The organism is Streptomyces sp. NPDC104761, assembly GCF_055583445.1.
Map to the genome: position 1 here is coordinate 42001 of NZ_JBVJNZ010000002.1, position 13994 is coordinate 55994.

Genomic DNA, 13994 nt, shown 5'->3' on the forward strand with positions numbered 1-13994 from the left:
CGCTAGGGGGCGAGGAACTCGGCCAGCGGGAAGGAACGGTGGCGGCGCGGCGGAACCAGGTAGTTCTGCCGGTGGGTCGTGTTCAGGACCGAGTTGATGCCGGCGTGGATGCTGCGCGGTGAGACGGGGAGCGTCCTGCCGGGATAGTGGCCGTCCATGGCGAGCCGGACGGTGTTGAAGACCCCGATCGTCGGCTGGAACTGAAGGAAGTGCAGCCCGGCCGCCGGCTTCGTGCTGTAGTGGTCGCCCGCCGGATCGGACGTGTAGTGGAACGGGTTGTCCAGCGTGTCGAAGTCGCCGCGCACCGGGATGGTGGTCCCCGAGGGATATGACTTCCCGTAGGTGCTGGTTTCCTGCTTGGTGGTGCTGTCCACCGGCGACATGCTCCCGGTGTGGCCGAAGGCGTGGTACCGCTTGACCCCTTCCGCCACCTGGGCCTCGGTCGGCCCCGGCGGTTGCAGGGCGAACGTATCCGGCGCGGGCGCGGGCCTCAGGCCCGGTTGGAGCATGGCCTGGACGCGGTCCGCGTACTGGGGATAGCTCTTCTCGTACCAGGTCTCCAGGTCCTGGAACAGGTGCGAGAGATGCATGGTGGTGCCCTGCCTGAAGTAGCCGTCGGGCCATTGGTCGGTGAAACCGGGCAGGGTCTCGAAATTCGCGATGTTGTCGGGTCCCATGTTCGACACCAGGGTGGTGGCGAAGCCCAGGAAGCCCTGCGACTGCCGGGGAATCGACTGGGCGCCGGGGATGTTGGCCGCCAGCGCCAGCTTGCTCGGCAGGCCCTGCTGCCCGTAGAAGCCGCCCCCGGAGAAGCCCTGGCGGATGCTGGTCACCTTGAACAGGCTGCCCGCCTGACTGCTTCCGGAGCCGAAGATCGCGTCGGTGGCCGCCTTGATATGGGCGAGCTTGTCGCTGCGGAGCAGCACCGCCACGTCGTTCTGTTCCAGGCGGACCGGCCCGAAGCCGGGCGGAGGCTGGTCGCTGGGAAATGTCCTGGCGTCCTGCAATGCGTGGACGGTGCGCCCCTCCGCCTTGGAGGTCACCAGGTCGACCGGCAGATAGGCCGGGTACCGCGTTCCCGCCCTGAAGAAATTCGATCCCTTGCCCAGGGCCGGGATGTAGTGGTGGAAATAGGGAATTCCCCAGGCCACCGTGACGCCGACTCCCGAGGGAGTGGACGGAAATTCACGTTCCAGAGTCACGAGGGCGGATTCGAGATGGTGCTGCGCCTCCTGCAGGGCCTTGGCATTCGCCGGAACGTCCAGCTTCGCGGTGACGATGTGATCGTGCAGGGCCGGCACCCGGACCGCGATCGTTCCCCTACTGCTCTGCACGGCCGAGTCGTCGACCATGACGACCTGCTCGTTCTGCAGGATGTACTGCTCCTGGACGGGCGGACCGCCGGAGGCGGCCTGGCGGTCCGGCGGTTCCGCGATCGCGTCGATCATCTTGTAGATGCCGGCCGATGCCAGAGCGGCACCGAAAGTGCCCGCCGTCCCCTGGAGAAGGCGTCGCCTGTTCAGGGCTCCTCGCGATCCCCCCGCACGCTCATTCTCGTCTTCGCCTGCCATGATTCCCTCACAGTGGAAAAGATGTCAGCCGTAGTCCGGCCTCGTGAACGGGAGGGGTCGGTGGTGAATGACAAGGCCGCACCGCCCGATTGCTTTCGCCGTCGAGCCGTCACGATAGAAGCACACGAGTCCCCGGCCCATCGAAGCCGACACGCCGCCGGATCGTCGAGGCCGGCCGGTTCCCGCATTGCCGGAAACCAACTCCCGGCACAACGGCGCCCGTCGGATTGGGCGGGCTGAACTTGGTTAGGAAGTCCTTGAGGTAGCTCCCGCTTCAAGGAGGAAGTCATGGCTCTCGCCAAGCTCGGTGTCGTCGTCCTGGACTGCCCCGACCCGTCCGCGCTGGCCGGTTTCTACGCCGGCGTGCTGGGCGGCACCGTCGAGGGGGACGGGGACTGGGTGGACCTGGCGCTGCCCGGCGGCCAGGCGCTGGCGTTCCAGAAGGCACCCGGATTCGTGGCGCCGCGGTGGCCCACGCCCGACGACTCGCAGCAGTTCCACCTGGACCTGATGGTGGACGACCTGGACGCGGCCGAGAAGGGGGTGCTGGAACTGGGCGCGAAGCCGCTGGACGCGGCGGACCGGGAGCGCACCTTCCGGGTGTACGCCGACCCGGCGGGGCACCCGTTCTGTCTCTGCGCCTGCTGACCGAGGAGGATCCATGGCGTCCATCGCCCGCTTGCGCAACGTGGTGCTCGACTGTCCCGACCCGTACGCGCTGGCCCGCTTCTACGCGGCCGTCGCCGGCGGTACCCCGGTGGTCGAGGAGGAGGACTGGGTCGTGCTGCGGCTGCCGGACGGGCCGCGGCTGTGCTTCCAGCTGGCGGAGGGGTACACCCCGCCCGAGTGGCCGCGCGCCGACCACGGCTCCCAGCAGGTGCATCTCGACTTCGACGCGGGGCCGGCCTGGGAGGACGTCGACGCGGCGGAGAAGAAGGTGCTGGCCCTCGGGGCCCGGCTGCTGCGGCGGGAGGAGGACCCGGTGGCGGAGGACTTCCGGGTGTTCGCCGACCCGGCCGGGCATCCCTTCTGCCTCTGCCGGATCGGCTGATCAGGCCTCGGTGTCGGCGGGCCGGGGCGGGTTCGGGTCCCTGCGGCGCTGGGCCGCGCGGGCGGTGAAGTCGGCGCTGCGCAGCGCCCGCTGGACGTTCCCCCAGGTCAGCAGGGACAGTTCGGTCTCCGACCAGCCGCGGCGGAGCAGTTCGACGATCAGGTGGGGGTAGCGGGAGGTGTCGTCGAGGTCCCGGGGGTGGGCGGCGCCGGAGTCGAAGGTGCCGGACAGGGCGACGCACTCGGGGCCCGCGAGATCGCGGACGTGGTCGAGGTGGTCGGCGACGTCCGGGACGGTCGACCCGGTCTGCTCGGTGCTCAGCGGCACCATGCAGACACCCTTGTGCTCCCCCAGCTGCCCGAGCAGCTCGTCGGAGAGGTTGGCCGGGTGCGCGCGTACGGCCGCGGCGGCGGAGCGGGTGCACAGGACCGGCGTCTTGGACAGCGCCAGCGCCCGGGCGAGGGCGGCCTCCGGGGCGCCGGAGAGGTCGGCCAGCACCCCGAGCCGGTTCATCTCGCGGACCACCTCCTCGCCGAACCGGGTCAGCCCCGCCTCGCCCGCCCACACGGCACCGGCCAGGGAGAGCACGCGCAGGCCCAGGGACTGCAGGACCCGCAGGATGCCGAGGGAGTCGCCGACGGCGGCGGCGGAGGCCGGGCCGAGGACGACGGCGACGCGGCCGCAGTTGCGGGCGTCGATGACCTGCCCGGCGGTACGCACCAGGCGGAGCCCCTCCGGGTGCATCTCGACCACCCGGCGCACCAGGTCCAGCTGCTCCAGGGTGGCGCCCACGGCCCGGTCGCCCCACTCCGGCGCCGGCAGGTCCAGCGACCAGAACAGCGCGCCCACGTGCCCCTCGCGCAGCCGGGGCACGTCCGTGGCGACGGCCGTCTCGCCCAGCTCCAGGTCGTACCAGGGCAGCGCCCCGAGCGCGCGGGGCAGCCCGCAGTAGCCGTCCGCGACCGGATGCGCCTCCAGCAGCGCGTGGGCCCGCTCCAGGAACGCGGCGCCGGACTCCATCGGAAACGGGTCGTCCGGGAGGTAGTCCTCCCTGCCGACCTCGGTCGTGGTGGGGATGTCGTGCTGGAGGTCGGCCATGAAGGGCTCCGTACGTCGTCGTGAGCTACGTCGTGAAGGGGCTGTAGCTCACCGTCGCACGCCCGGCCGGGAGGGTTCCTGGTGGACGGGGCGTTCGGGGGTACTCCCCGAACGCCCGGCCCGCCCGACCGGCTTTCGCCGGGTCAGCCGTCCAGGTCCGAGATGGTCGCGTGGGACGGTCCCCGGGTCGCCTGGAGGCCGCGGGCCACGTCCTCCGCCGCGCCCAGCACCCGGACCGCGTTCTGCCAGGTCAGCTTGGCCAGGTCGGACCTGGACCAGCCGCGGTCAAGGAGCTCGGCGACGAGGTTGGGGTAGCCGGAGACGTCGTTCAGGCCGTCGGGGGTGAAGGCGGTGCCGTCGTAGTCGCCGCCGATGCCGAGGTGGTCGATGCCGGCGGCCTCGCGCATGTGGTCGAGGTGGTCGGCGACCGTGGCGGTGGTGGCGACCGGGCGCGGGTGGGTCTCCTCGAAGGCCCGGTGCACCTTCATCGCGTCCTCGGTGGTGTCGAGGTGGTGGAAGCCGTGGGCGCGCATGTTGTCGTCGGCCGCCGCGGTCCAGTCGACCGCCGCCTGGAGCACGAACTTCGGCACGAACGTCACCATCGCCATGCCGCCGTTGCCGGGGAGGCGTTCGAGGACGTCGTCCGGGATGTTGCGGGGGTGGTCGCAGACGGCCCGGGCGGAGGAGTGGGAGAAGATCACCGGAGCGGCGGTGGTGTCGAGGGCGGCGCGCATGGTCGTGGCCGCCACGTGGGAGAGGTCGACCAGCATGCCCAGCCGGTTCATCTCCCGCACGACCTCGCGGCCGAACGCCGACAGGCCGCCGACGTTCGGCTCGTCGGTCGCCGAGTCCGCCCAGTCGTTGTTGTCGTTGTGGGTGAGCGTCATGTAGCGCACGCCCAGCTCGTACAGACCGCGCAGGGTGCCCAGCGAGTTGTCGATGGAGTGGCCGCCCTCCGCGCCCATCAGGGAGGCGATACGGCCCTCGGCACGCGCCGCCTCCATGTCGGCGGCGGTCAGCGCGGCCCGCAGGTCGGCCGGGTAACGGGCGATCAGCTGCCGTACGCAGTCGATCTGTTCGAGGGTCGCCGGGACGGCGCCCGGCAGGTCCGAACGGACGTACACCGACCAGTACTGCGCACCGACCCCGCCCTCCCGCAGCCGCGGGATGTCGGTGTGCAGGTGGGCGTTCTGGTGGGCGGCGATGTCACGGGCGTCGAGGTCGTAGCGGACCTGCTCGCGCAGTGCGTACGGCAGGTCGTTGTGGCCGTCGACGACCGGGAACTCGCGCAGCAGGGACCGGGCTTCATCGAGGGACGTCATTGCGTGTTACTTCCCGGAGTCCTACTTGCCGAAGCCGAAGCCGTTCGAGCCCTCGACCTTGGCCCGCAGCCGCTTGCCCTTCTCGGTGGCCTGGTCGTTGAGGTCCTGCTGGAAGTCGCGCATCTTCTGCAGCAGGTCCTCGTCGTGGGCGGCGAGGATCCGGGCGGCCAGCAGGCCCGCGTTGCGGGCACCGGCGACCGAGACCGTGGCGACCGGGACCCCGGCCGGCATCTGCACGATGGACAGGAGGCTGTCCATGCCGTCGAGGTACTTCAGCGGGACGGGCACGCCGATGACCGGGAGGGGGGTGACGGAGGCGAGCATGCCCGGGAGGTGGGCCGCTCCCCCGGCACCCGCGATGATCACCTTCAGGCCGCGCTCGGCGGCGTGCTCGCCGTACGTCACCATCTCGCGCGGCATGCGATGCGCGGAGACGACGTCCACCTCGTACGCGATCTCGAACTCGTCGAGGGCCTTGGCGGCGGCCTCCATGACGGGCCAGTCGGAGTCCGAACCCATGACGATGCCAACAAGGGGGCTCATTCGGTGATCGTGCCTCTCAGGTAGCCGGCAGCGTGACGTGCGCGCTCGAGAACGTCGTCCAGGTCGTCGCCGTAGGTGTTGACGTGGCCGACCTTGCGGCCGGGCTTCACGTCCTTGCCGTACATGTGGATCTTCAGTTTGGGGTCGCGGGCCATGCAGTGCAGGTACGCGGAGTACATGTCCGGGTAGTCGCCGCCCAGGACGTTGACCATGACCGTCCACTTCGCGCGCGGGCGCGGGTCGCCGAGGGGCAGGTCGAGGACGGCGCGGACGTGGTTGGCGAACTGCGAGGTGATCGCGCCGTCCTGGCTCCAGTGGCCGGAGTTGTGCGGGCGCATCGCCAGTTCGTTGACGAGGATGCGGCCGTCGCGGGTCTGGAACAGCTCGACGGCCAGGTGGCCGACCACGCCCAGCTCCTTGGCGATCCGCAGGGCCATCTCCTCGGCCTGCAGCGCGAGGGACTCCTCCAGGTCGGGGGCGGGCGCGATCACGGTGTCGCAGACGCCGTTGACCTGCTGGGACTCCACCACCGGGTAGGCGACGGCCTGGCCGTGCGGGGAGCGTACGACGTTGGCGGCGAGCTCGCGGACGTAGTCGACCTTCTCCTCGGCGAGGACCGGCACGCCGGCCCGGAAGGGGTCGGTGGCCTCCTCCGCGGTCTCGACGACCCACACGCCCTTGCCGTCGTAGCCGCCGCGCACGGTCTTCAGGACGACGGGGAAGCCGTCGCCCTCGGCCGCGAACCGGACCACGTCCTCCTGGTCGGCCACGATCCGGTGCCGCGGGCACGGGATGCCGATCGCGTCGAGCTTCGCCCGCATCACGCCCTTGTCCTGGGCGTGCACCAGCGCGTCCGGGCCCGGGCGCACGGGGATGCCCTCCGCCTCCAGGGCGCGCAGGTGCTCGGTCGGCACGTGCTCGTGGTCGAAGGTGATCACGTCGCAGCCGCGCGCGAACGCACGCAGCGTGTCCAGGTCGCGGTAGTCGCCGATGACGACATCGCTCACCACCTGGGCCGCGGAATCCTGGGGAGTGTCACTGAGGAGCTTGAACCTGATGCCCAGCGGGATGCCCGCCTCGTGCGTCATACGCGCGAGCTGACCCCCGCCGACCATGCCGACTACCGGGAACGTCACGCCCCTAGGGTATCGGCCACTTCGGGGTGGCCGGTTTCCGAGCCCGCGACCAGCGCTCTTACCCGCCGCTTCGGCTCCTCTTGCCCCGCTTTTCCCGCGCCTTTCCGCAGCTCTTCCCAAGCCTTTCCCGTCCTGTGTCGCCATCCGGAGGCATCGGAGATGCTGGGTCGTTAGAGTGGCTGGGTCGCAATACCTACGGACGGGAGCCCGCACAACCATGGAACGTGGTTCCTCGGGGCTGCAACGGCTCGTACGCGAGGTCGCCAAATTCGGCGCGGTCGGCGGGGCCGGCATTCTCGTCAATCTCGGCGTCTTCAACCTGGTCCGGCACGTCACCGACCTGCCGGTGGTGCGGGCGAGCGTCATAGCGACGGTCGTCGCGATCGTCTTCAACTACCTCGGCTTCCGCTACTGGACGTACCGGGACCGCGAGAAAAGTGGCCGCACCAGGGAACTCACCCTGTTCCTGCTGTTCAGTGCGGTCGGCCTGGTGATCGAGAACGGTCTGCTGTACCTGGCCACCTACGGCTTCGGCTGGGACAGCCCGCTGCAGAGCAACGTCTTCAAGTTCGTCGGCATCGGCGTGGCGACCCTGTTCCGTTTCTGGTCGTACCGCACGTGGGTGTTCAAGGCGCTGCCGGCGCGTGAGGCGGTGGCCGACGCGGAGGCCATCCTGGAGCGGGCCGCCGGCACCGGGCAGCCCACGCAGCGGGTCCGCTAGCGGCTCCTCACCGGACCGTCGGCAGGTCGTCCGCCGGCTTGTGCGGTGGCGGGGTGCGGGACAGGAACAGGCCGAACACCGGCGGCTGGGCCTGGAGCAGCTCCAGACGGCCTCCGTCGGCCTCCGCGAGGTCGCGTGCGACGGCCAGCCCGATCCCGGTGGAGTTGCGGCCGCTGATGGTCCGCTCGAAGATGCGGTTGCCGAGATCGGCCGGCACCCCGGCCCCCTCGTCGGTCACCTCGACCACGGCCTGGTTGCCCGTGACCCGGGTCCGCAGGGCGACGGTGCCGCCCCCGTGCATCAGGGAGTTCTCGATCAGCGCGGCCAGCACCTGCGCCACCGCGCCCGGGGTGCCGACCGCGCGCAGGTGGCGCTTGCCGGAGCTGACGATCGCCCGGCCCGCGCTGCGGTAGGCGGGCCGCCACTCGGCGAGCTGCTGCTGGATGACCTCGTCCAGGTCGAAGGAGACGGCGGAGCCGGTGCGCGGGTCCCTGGAGTTCGTCAGCAGCCGTTCCACGACGTCCGTGAGGCGCTCCACCTGCGTGAGCGCCACGTTCGCCTCCTCTTTCACGATGTCCGGGTCATCCGTGAGGGTGATCTCCTCGAGCCGCATGGACAGCGCGGTCAGGGGCGTGCGCAGCTGGTGGGAGGCGTCGGCGGCGAGGCGCCGCTCGGCGGTGAGCATCCGTCCGATCCGCTCGGCGGAGGAGTCCAGCACATCGGCGACCCGGTCCAGCTCGGGGACGCCGTACCGCTTGTGCCGCGGGCGCGGGTCGCCGGACCCCAGCCGCTCCGCGGTCTCCGCGAGGTCGGTGAGCGGGGAGGCGAGCCGGTTGGCCTGCCGGATGGCGAGCAGCACGGCGGCGATCACGGCGAGCAGCGCGACGGCGCCGATGATCAGCAGCGTGCGGCCGACCTCCCGGGTCACCGTGGACCGCGGCTCCTGGACGGTGACCGTCTCGCCTTCCTCACCGTCGGCCGTGTAGTGGATGACATCGCCCTCGGGCTTGACCCCGAGCTCGATCGGCGCCTTGCCGGGGATCCGGATGACGGCGTACTGCTCCGTGCCGACCTGGCTCCGCAGTATGTCGGCGGTGATGTCCTCGTCCCCGAGGATCCGGCTGTCGACGATGCTGGCGAGGCGCAGCGCCTCGGAGTCGACGCGTTCCTGGGCGCTGTTGCTGATGGTCCGACTCTCGACGATCACCAGGGAGACGCCGAACACGGCGATGACGACGAGTACGACGGCGAGGGTGGACTGAATCAGACGACGACGCACGGCACTCTCCGGGAAACGGCGACTTCAGCGCCCCTTCAGGGGCGCGAGGAACTGCGCGACCAGCCACACACGACGGCAGGTCGCGAACCTACCCGAGCCACCACGGCGCAACGCGCGTAGCCGACCTAGCTCTTCTCGAAACGGAACCCGACACCACGCACGGTGGCGATGTACCGCGGGTTCGCCGCGTCGTCGCCGAGCTTCTTGCGCAGCCACGAGATGTGCATGTCGAGCGTCTTGGTCGACGACCACCACGTGGTGTCCCAGACCTCCCGCATCAGCTGGTCCCGCGTGACCACGCGGCCCGCGTCCCGCACCAGCACCCGCAGCAGGTCGAACTCCTTCGCCGTGAGCTGGAGCTCCTCGTCGCCCATCCACGCCCGGTGCGACTCGACGTCGATGCGCACCCCGTGCGTGGCCGGCGGCTGCGCCGGCTCCGCGGCACCGCGCCGCAGCAGCGCCCGCACCCGGGCGAGCAGCTCGGCGAGGCGGAACGGCTTGGTGACGTAGTCGTCGGCGCCCGCGTCGAGACCGACGACGGTGTCCACCTCGTCGGCCCGCGCGGTCAGGATGAGGATCGGCACGGCGTGGCCCTCGGCACGCAGCCGGCGCGCCACCTCCAGGCCGTCCATGCCGGGCAGCCCGAGGTCCAGCACGACCAGGTCGACGCCGCCCTGCATTCCGGCGTCGAGCGCGGTGGGTCCGTCCTCGCGCACCTCCACCTCGTAACCTTCCCGGCGCAGTGCGCGGGCCAGCGGCTCCGAGATGGACGCGTCGTCCTCGGCGAGCAGTACACGGGTCATGGGGTGATGGTAGTCCGATTACGCGCAGTACTGGAGTGTGATCGGCACCAGGGATTCTTACCTTGGGGCACAGTGGTACGAACCTGGGGGCGAGAGGTGCGATCGTAGGAGGGACCTTCGAAACCGGGTGCGAGGTTCCCCCGACACCTGTGATCCGTGTCTCAAGTCCTTCCATATCCGGCAGTGTCCTGACGTACAGTGACGTGAACGCCTGTAGTACACCCGGGGACCTTTGGCGGGCATCTCGACGCTGAAGGTCTCTTTTGTGTGCGGGCTGGCCTGCCAGCCTTGAAAGGAATGACCTCTGGCCGGGCTCCGGACGCGACACAGCGTCACGAAGCGTGGATCCCGGTGGTCGCCGTCCGCCGCCCCGTGATCCGGGGCGGGCTCCCCTGGGCGTGGGGTGGACGGTACGACCCGCCGGTGCCGGCCGCTCCCCCCACGGGCGCGCACAGCCCCACCGCACGCTCCGACCAGCAAGGAACGACCATGGCGTCCAGCCTGACGAAGGACTCGGTCCGACCGGGCACCCCCGGTTCCGAGAAGACCTTCTTCGGCCACCCCCGCGGACTGGCCACCCTCTTCATGACCGAGATGTGGGAGCGATTCTCCTACTACGGCATGAAGGCCCTGCTCCCGCTGTACCTGGTCGCTCCCGGCGGCCTGCACATGAGCGCGGCCGCGGCGACGGCGATCTACTCCGTGTACCTGTCGCTCGTGTACCTGCTCGCCCTGCCGGGCGGCTGGTTCGCCGACCGTGTGCTCGGTCCCCGCAAAACGGTCGCCGTCGCGGGCACGATCATCATGCTCGGCCACCTGACGCTGGCGCTGCCCAGCGCCGGCACCTTCTTCGCGGGCCTCGGCCTGGTCGCCATAGGTTCCGGTCTGCTGAAGGCCAACATCTCCACGATGGTCGGTCACCTGTACGACGGCCCGGACGACCCGCGGCGTGACGGTGGCTTCACGCTCTTCTACATCGGCATCAACCTGGGCGCGTTCGCCGCGCCGCTGGTCATCGGCACGGTCGGCGAGAACTACAACTGGCACCTGGGCTTCGCGCTCGCCGCGGTCGGCATGGCGCTGGGTCTCGCCCAGTTCCTGCTCGGCACCCGCCACCTGAGCTCGCGCTCGGACATCGTGCCGACGCCGCTGTCCGCCGCGGAGAAGAAGTCGACGCTGACGAAGGCCGGCTTCTGGGCCGCCGTCGCCGCGGTCTTCTACGTCGTCGTGGGTGTCTCCGGCGTCTACACGCTGAACTGGCTGCTGGTCCCGATCACGATCGCCGGTCTGCTGATCCCGGTCTTCGTCATCGCCCGCATCAAGCGCGACAAGGACCTGGACCGCGCCGAGCAGTCCAAGATGAGCGCGTACATCTGGTTCTTCGTGGCCGCCGCCGTCTTCTGGATGATCTACGACCAGGGCGGCTCGACCGTCTCGCTGTTCGCCGACGCGTCCGCCAAGAACACCATCTTCGGCTGGAACTTCCCGGTCTCCTGGTACCAGTCCGTCAACCCGGTCATGATCATGGCGTTCGCGCCGGTGTTCGCCTGGGCGTGGCTGGCGATGGCGCGGCGCGGCAAGGAGCCGAGCACCGCCGTGAAGTTCGCCGGCGGTCTGGTGCTGATCGGTGCCTCGTTCTTCCTGTTCCTCGCGCCGCTGTCGATCGCGGACGGTGGTCACAAGGCCGCGGCGATGTGGCTGGTCGGGATCTACTTCGTGCAGACCGTGGGTGAGCTGATGCTCTCCCCGGTGGGTCTGTCCGTGACGACCAAGATGGCGCCTGCGAAGTACGCGTCCCAGATGATGGGCGTGTGGTTCCTCGCGGTGACCGCGGGTGACGCGACGACCGGTCTGCTGTCCATCGCGGGTGTCGACCTCAACAAGACGGGGATCGTGGCGCTCCAGGCGGCGCTCGCGGTGCTTGCCGGTGCGGCTGTGTGGATGTACCGGAAGAAGGTTCGGGAGCTCATGGGAGACGTTCACTGATCGTCTTCTGACGGAGGGCCACCGGGACTTCGGATTCCGGTGGCCCTCTTACGTTGTCGGCTGACGGTTCGTGGGGGCTGAGCGCGCCCACGCGGCGGAGCCGCACATCAAATACAGCCCCGCACCCCTGGGTTTCTCATCGCGTCCTTCGTTTCGGCATGAAGGTGAACACCGCGCCGCCCAGCAGGATCGCCGTTCCCGCCACCAGACCCAGCGCCTTCAGTGCGCCATTGCTGTTGTCACCGGTCTCTGCCAGGCCGCCGCTGCTCGATGACGATGAGCCGCCTGAGGTCGACGTGCTGCCCGACGCTCCGCTCGCCTGTTCCGTCGTGTCCAACGTCAGCGAGACCTCCGTCTTCGTCGGCGTGCACGTCGTGGTCGTACCCAGGGCCTCGACCGTCAGGACGCCCGGTGAGAGCGTCGACTCGCCGCTCGCCCCCGGCTTGTACGTGCCCGTCAGGTCCGGGATCTCGATCGGGTCGCCGGACTTGATGGCGGAGGAGTTGGTGGGGCCCTCCACATGGACCGTGCCCTTGTCGGCGCCGCCCAGGACCACCTCCATCGACGGCTTCACGGAGTCCGCCGGGATGTCGGCCGGGCTGTCCATCACGGACCCGTTGAACTGCACGGTGAGGTCGAAACTCCCGCCGTCCTTCTTGGCGTTGATCTGCACCGGCGAGGTCGCGCTCTTGTCGCCGATGGGGGTCTTGCAGGCGTAGGGGATGTCGACCTCCTTGCCCGTGAAGTCGGTCTGGCCGCTGCCCGTGCCGTCGGAGGCGGAGGCGGAGGGGGAGGGGGACGTGGAGGCCGACGCCGAGTCGGAAGGGGATGACGAGCCGGACGGGGACGTCGAGGCCGAGGTGGTGCCGGACGGGCTCGCCGAGTCGCTCGAACCGCTGCCGGTCACCTCGATCGTGGCCGCCTTCTCCACCGTGGCCGTCGGGGTGCAGACCGTGTTCGTCCCGTACGCGTTGACGGTGTACGCGTCCGGCGCGAGCGTCACCTCGCCGGGCGACGTCAGTTTCAGCGAACCCGTCATGTCGGACAGCACCATGTCGCCGCCCTTGGGGATCGCCGGGTTCTCGCGCGGCCCCTGCATGGCGATGTCGGCGGTCTGGGCGCCGGCCGCCTTGACCGTGCCGGACGGCTGGACCGTGTTCGCGGGCAGGTCGATGATGTCGGGGTTCTTGGACGCGGCCTGCACGAACTTCCAGGTGACGTCCACGGTGTCACCGACCTTCGCCGTGGCGGGCGCGGTGATCTCGACCTTGGTGGTCCCGTCGATCGGGTCGGCGACCCCGGCGGGCGGTACGCAGTGGGTGGCGTACGACACCTCGGCCGCCTGGGCGGTCCCCGCGGCCGTGCCGAGCAGGGCGCCCGCCCCGGCGAGGACCAGGGCGGCCGCCGCCGCGCCCGCTCTGGCCGGTGCCGGTGTCACTCTCCTTCGCATGATCACGTCGGTCCTTTCGTCGTCGGAGTCGTGGGACTCGCGGAACTGTCGTCGCGCGGTGCGGAGAGCCGGCCGGCCGTCGCGCCCGGACCGGAGTCCGGGGTGAACCACGGCAGGGTCGAAGAGGTGGGGGTCGCCGGGGGCGCGGACTCCGCGGTGCGCAGGCGCGGCACGCGGAGGACCGGACGGGGCACTCCCCGGTGCCGGATGCCGCCGGCGCGGGGCGGTCGTACCCGGTCCACCACCGCCATGCCGATGCGGAAGACGGCCGCCGGTACGACCACGCAGAGCAGGAGCCAGAAGAGGGTCACGCCCCAGGGGCGGCCGACGCCCCAGGGCTGTTCGGCGAGGACCCTGCCGTCGTACCTCAGGGAGACGGTGTAGTCGCCGTGTGCCCCGGCGGAGAGTTCGACGGGCAGTTCGACCTGCGCCTTCTTGCCTGGGGCGAGGGTGCCGCGCCACTGCTGCTCGTCCCACTGGGGGGCGAACACGCCGTGCGCGGTGCCGACCTGGAAGACGGGGGCCTTGAGGGTGGAGGTGCCCGCGTTGCCGATGGTGAAGACGAGGGTGCGGGTGGGGGGTGCGCCGAACCAGGTCAGCAGGCCCGAGGAGCCGTCGAGGCGGGTGTCGGTGAGCATCGACAGGCGGCCGCCGGTGGACTCGGCGGGCAGCGCCTTGACGGGGTGTCCGGCGACCTGGAAGGCGGCGTCCGCGTCGGCACTGGCACCGGTCACGGTGGCCACGTGCACCACACAGGGGCACGGGACCGGCGGTTCGGCGACCGGGAGCTGCTTGCTGAAGGAGCCGTTCGCGTCGGTGGTGACGGCCCTTCCGTCGGCGTTGGCACAGGAGTTGGTGCCGCCGAGCACGCCCCGGGACGGGCTGGACTGGCCGCAGACCAGCATCATCAGCAGGGTGTGCGGCCGCCAGCCGGTGCCGCTGACGGTGACCGAACCGCCGGTGCCGGCCTGCGACGTGCCGACCTTGACGGTCGGTCCGCCGGCGGCTGCCGCCATGGGCGCGAGGAGCAGCGA

At 70.5% G+C, this 13994-nt stretch carries 13 protein-coding genes; 4 read left to right on the forward strand and 9 right to left on the reverse strand.

The genetic code is table 11. The annotated features are described in order from the left end of the window. Positions 1-2 precede the first annotated feature (2 nt). Complete coding sequence (locus ACZ63F_RS06735; RefSeq protein ID WP_469709405.1) at positions 3-1448, reverse strand: DUF7405 family protein; 1446 nt, start codon at positions 1446-1448, stop codon at positions 3-5. Between the two features lie 411 nt (positions 1449-1859). On the opposite strand from ACZ63F_RS06735, the gene ACZ63F_RS06740 reads away from it, so the two are divergent. Beyond that, positions 1860-2219, forward strand: a complete 360-nt coding sequence (locus ACZ63F_RS06740) for a VOC family protein (protein ID WP_469709407.1) — start codon at positions 1860-1862, stop codon at positions 2217-2219. Between the two features lie 13 nt (positions 2220-2232). Next, entirely contained in the window at positions 2233-2622 is a 390-nt protein-coding gene (locus tag ACZ63F_RS06745; protein ID WP_469709409.1) for a VOC family protein, read from the forward strand. Here ACZ63F_RS06745 and ACZ63F_RS06750 read toward each other — a convergent pair whose 3' ends face one another. The 4 genes from ACZ63F_RS06750 to ACZ63F_RS06765 all read right to left on the reverse strand — a co-directional run bounded on the left by ACZ63F_RS06750 (position 2623) and on the right by ACZ63F_RS06765 (position 6721). Further along, a complete protein-coding gene (locus ACZ63F_RS06750) occupies positions 2623-3720 on the reverse strand; it encodes a membrane dipeptidase (RefSeq protein WP_469709411.1) in 1098 nt (365 codons plus the stop codon). A gap of 143 nt (positions 3721-3863) precedes the next feature. Then, positions 3864-5042, reverse strand: a complete 1179-nt coding sequence (locus tag ACZ63F_RS06755) for a dipeptidase (protein ID WP_469709413.1) — start codon at positions 5040-5042, stop codon at positions 3864-3866. A 21-nt stretch (positions 5043-5063) separates the two neighbouring features. Beyond that, on the reverse strand, positions 5064-5585 hold the full coding sequence (gene purE, locus ACZ63F_RS06760; protein WP_351961786.1) for a 5-(carboxyamino)imidazole ribonucleotide mutase: 522 nt from the start codon (positions 5583-5585) through the stop codon (positions 5064-5066). Beyond that, a complete protein-coding gene (locus ACZ63F_RS06765; protein WP_469709415.1) occupies positions 5582-6721 on the reverse strand; it encodes a 5-(carboxyamino)imidazole ribonucleotide synthase in 1140 nt (379 codons plus the stop codon). The genes purE and ACZ63F_RS06765 overlap by 4 nt, the downstream gene beginning before the upstream one ends. 217 nt (positions 6722-6938) lie before the next feature. Here ACZ63F_RS06765 and ACZ63F_RS06770 point away from each other — a divergent pair, with 217 nt between their 5' ends. Further along, positions 6939-7442 carry a GtrA family protein gene (locus ACZ63F_RS06770; protein ID WP_469709416.1) on the forward strand — a complete coding sequence of 168 codons (504 nt, stop codon included), beginning with the start codon at positions 6939-6941 and terminating at the stop codon, positions 7440-7442. 7 nt (positions 7443-7449) lie between these two features. Here the strand turns inward: ACZ63F_RS06770 and ACZ63F_RS06775 are convergent, their stop codons facing one another. After that, positions 7450-8721, reverse strand: a complete 1272-nt coding sequence (locus ACZ63F_RS06775) for an ATP-binding protein (protein WP_352365355.1) — start codon at positions 8719-8721, stop codon at positions 7450-7452. A 125-nt stretch (positions 8722-8846) separates the two neighbouring features. Next, complete coding sequence (locus ACZ63F_RS06780) at positions 8847-9524, reverse strand: response regulator transcription factor (protein ID WP_016436346.1); 678 nt, start codon at positions 9522-9524, stop codon at positions 8847-8849. Positions 9525-10013: 489 nt separating this feature from the next. On the opposite strand from ACZ63F_RS06780, the gene ACZ63F_RS06785 reads away from it, so the two are divergent. Next, positions 10014-11510: an oligopeptide:H+ symporter gene (locus ACZ63F_RS06785; RefSeq protein ID WP_469709418.1), complete on the forward strand. Its 1497-nt coding sequence runs from the start codon at positions 10014-10016 to the stop codon at positions 11508-11510. 136 nt (positions 11511-11646) lie between these two features. Here the strand turns inward: ACZ63F_RS06785 and ACZ63F_RS06790 are convergent, their stop codons facing one another. Beyond that, complete coding sequence (locus tag ACZ63F_RS06790) at positions 11647-12960, reverse strand: hypothetical protein (protein ID WP_469709419.1); 1314 nt, start codon at positions 12958-12960, stop codon at positions 11647-11649. A gap of 2 nt (positions 12961-12962) precedes the next feature. Beyond that, the gene (locus ACZ63F_RS06795) at positions 12963-13976 is read right to left on the reverse strand and encodes a hypothetical protein (RefSeq protein ID WP_469709943.1); all 1014 of its coding nucleotides are present in this window, start codon (positions 13974-13976) and stop codon (positions 12963-12965) included. Between the last annotated feature and the right edge of the window lie 18 nt (positions 13977-13994).

Excerpts from the sequence above, each read along its gene's own strand:
- ACZ63F_RS06735 (WP_469709405.1), bottom strand. The coding sequence starts at position 1,448 with ATGATCGACGCGATCGCGGAACCGCCGGACCGCCAGGCCGCCTCCGGC.
- ACZ63F_RS06740 (WP_469709407.1), top strand. The coding sequence starts at position 1,860 with ATGGCTCTCGCCAAGCTCGGTGTCGTCGTCCTGGACTGCCCCGACCCG.
- ACZ63F_RS06745 (WP_469709409.1), top strand. The coding sequence starts at position 2,233 with ATGGCGTCCATCGCCCGCTTGCGCAACGTGGTGCTCGACTGTCCCGAC.
- ACZ63F_RS06750 (WP_469709411.1), bottom strand. The coding sequence starts at position 3,720 with ATGGCCGACCTCCAGCACGACATCCCCACCACGACCGAGGTCGGCAGG.
- ACZ63F_RS06755 (WP_469709413.1), bottom strand. The coding sequence starts at position 5,042 with ATGACGTCCCTCGATGAAGCCCGGTCCCTGCTGCGCGAGTTCCCGGTC.
- purE (WP_351961786.1), bottom strand. The coding sequence starts at position 5,585 with ATGAGCCCCCTTGTTGGCATCGTCATGGGTTCGGACTCCGACTGGCCC.
- ACZ63F_RS06770 (WP_469709416.1), top strand. The coding sequence starts at position 6,939 with ATGGAACGTGGTTCCTCGGGGCTGCAACGGCTCGTACGCGAGGTCGCC.
- ACZ63F_RS06780 (WP_016436346.1), bottom strand. The coding sequence starts at position 9,524 with ATGACCCGTGTACTGCTCGCCGAGGACGACGCGTCCATCTCGGAGCCG.
- ACZ63F_RS06785 (WP_469709418.1), top strand. The coding sequence starts at position 10,014 with ATGGCGTCCAGCCTGACGAAGGACTCGGTCCGACCGGGCACCCCCGGT.
- ACZ63F_RS06790 (WP_469709419.1), bottom strand. The coding sequence starts at position 12,960 with ATGCGAAGGAGAGTGACACCGGCACCGGCCAGAGCGGGCGCGGCGGCG.
- ACZ63F_RS06795 (WP_469709943.1), bottom strand. The coding sequence starts at position 13,976 with ATGGCGGCAGCCGCCGGCGGACCGACCGTCAAGGTCGGCACGTCGCAG.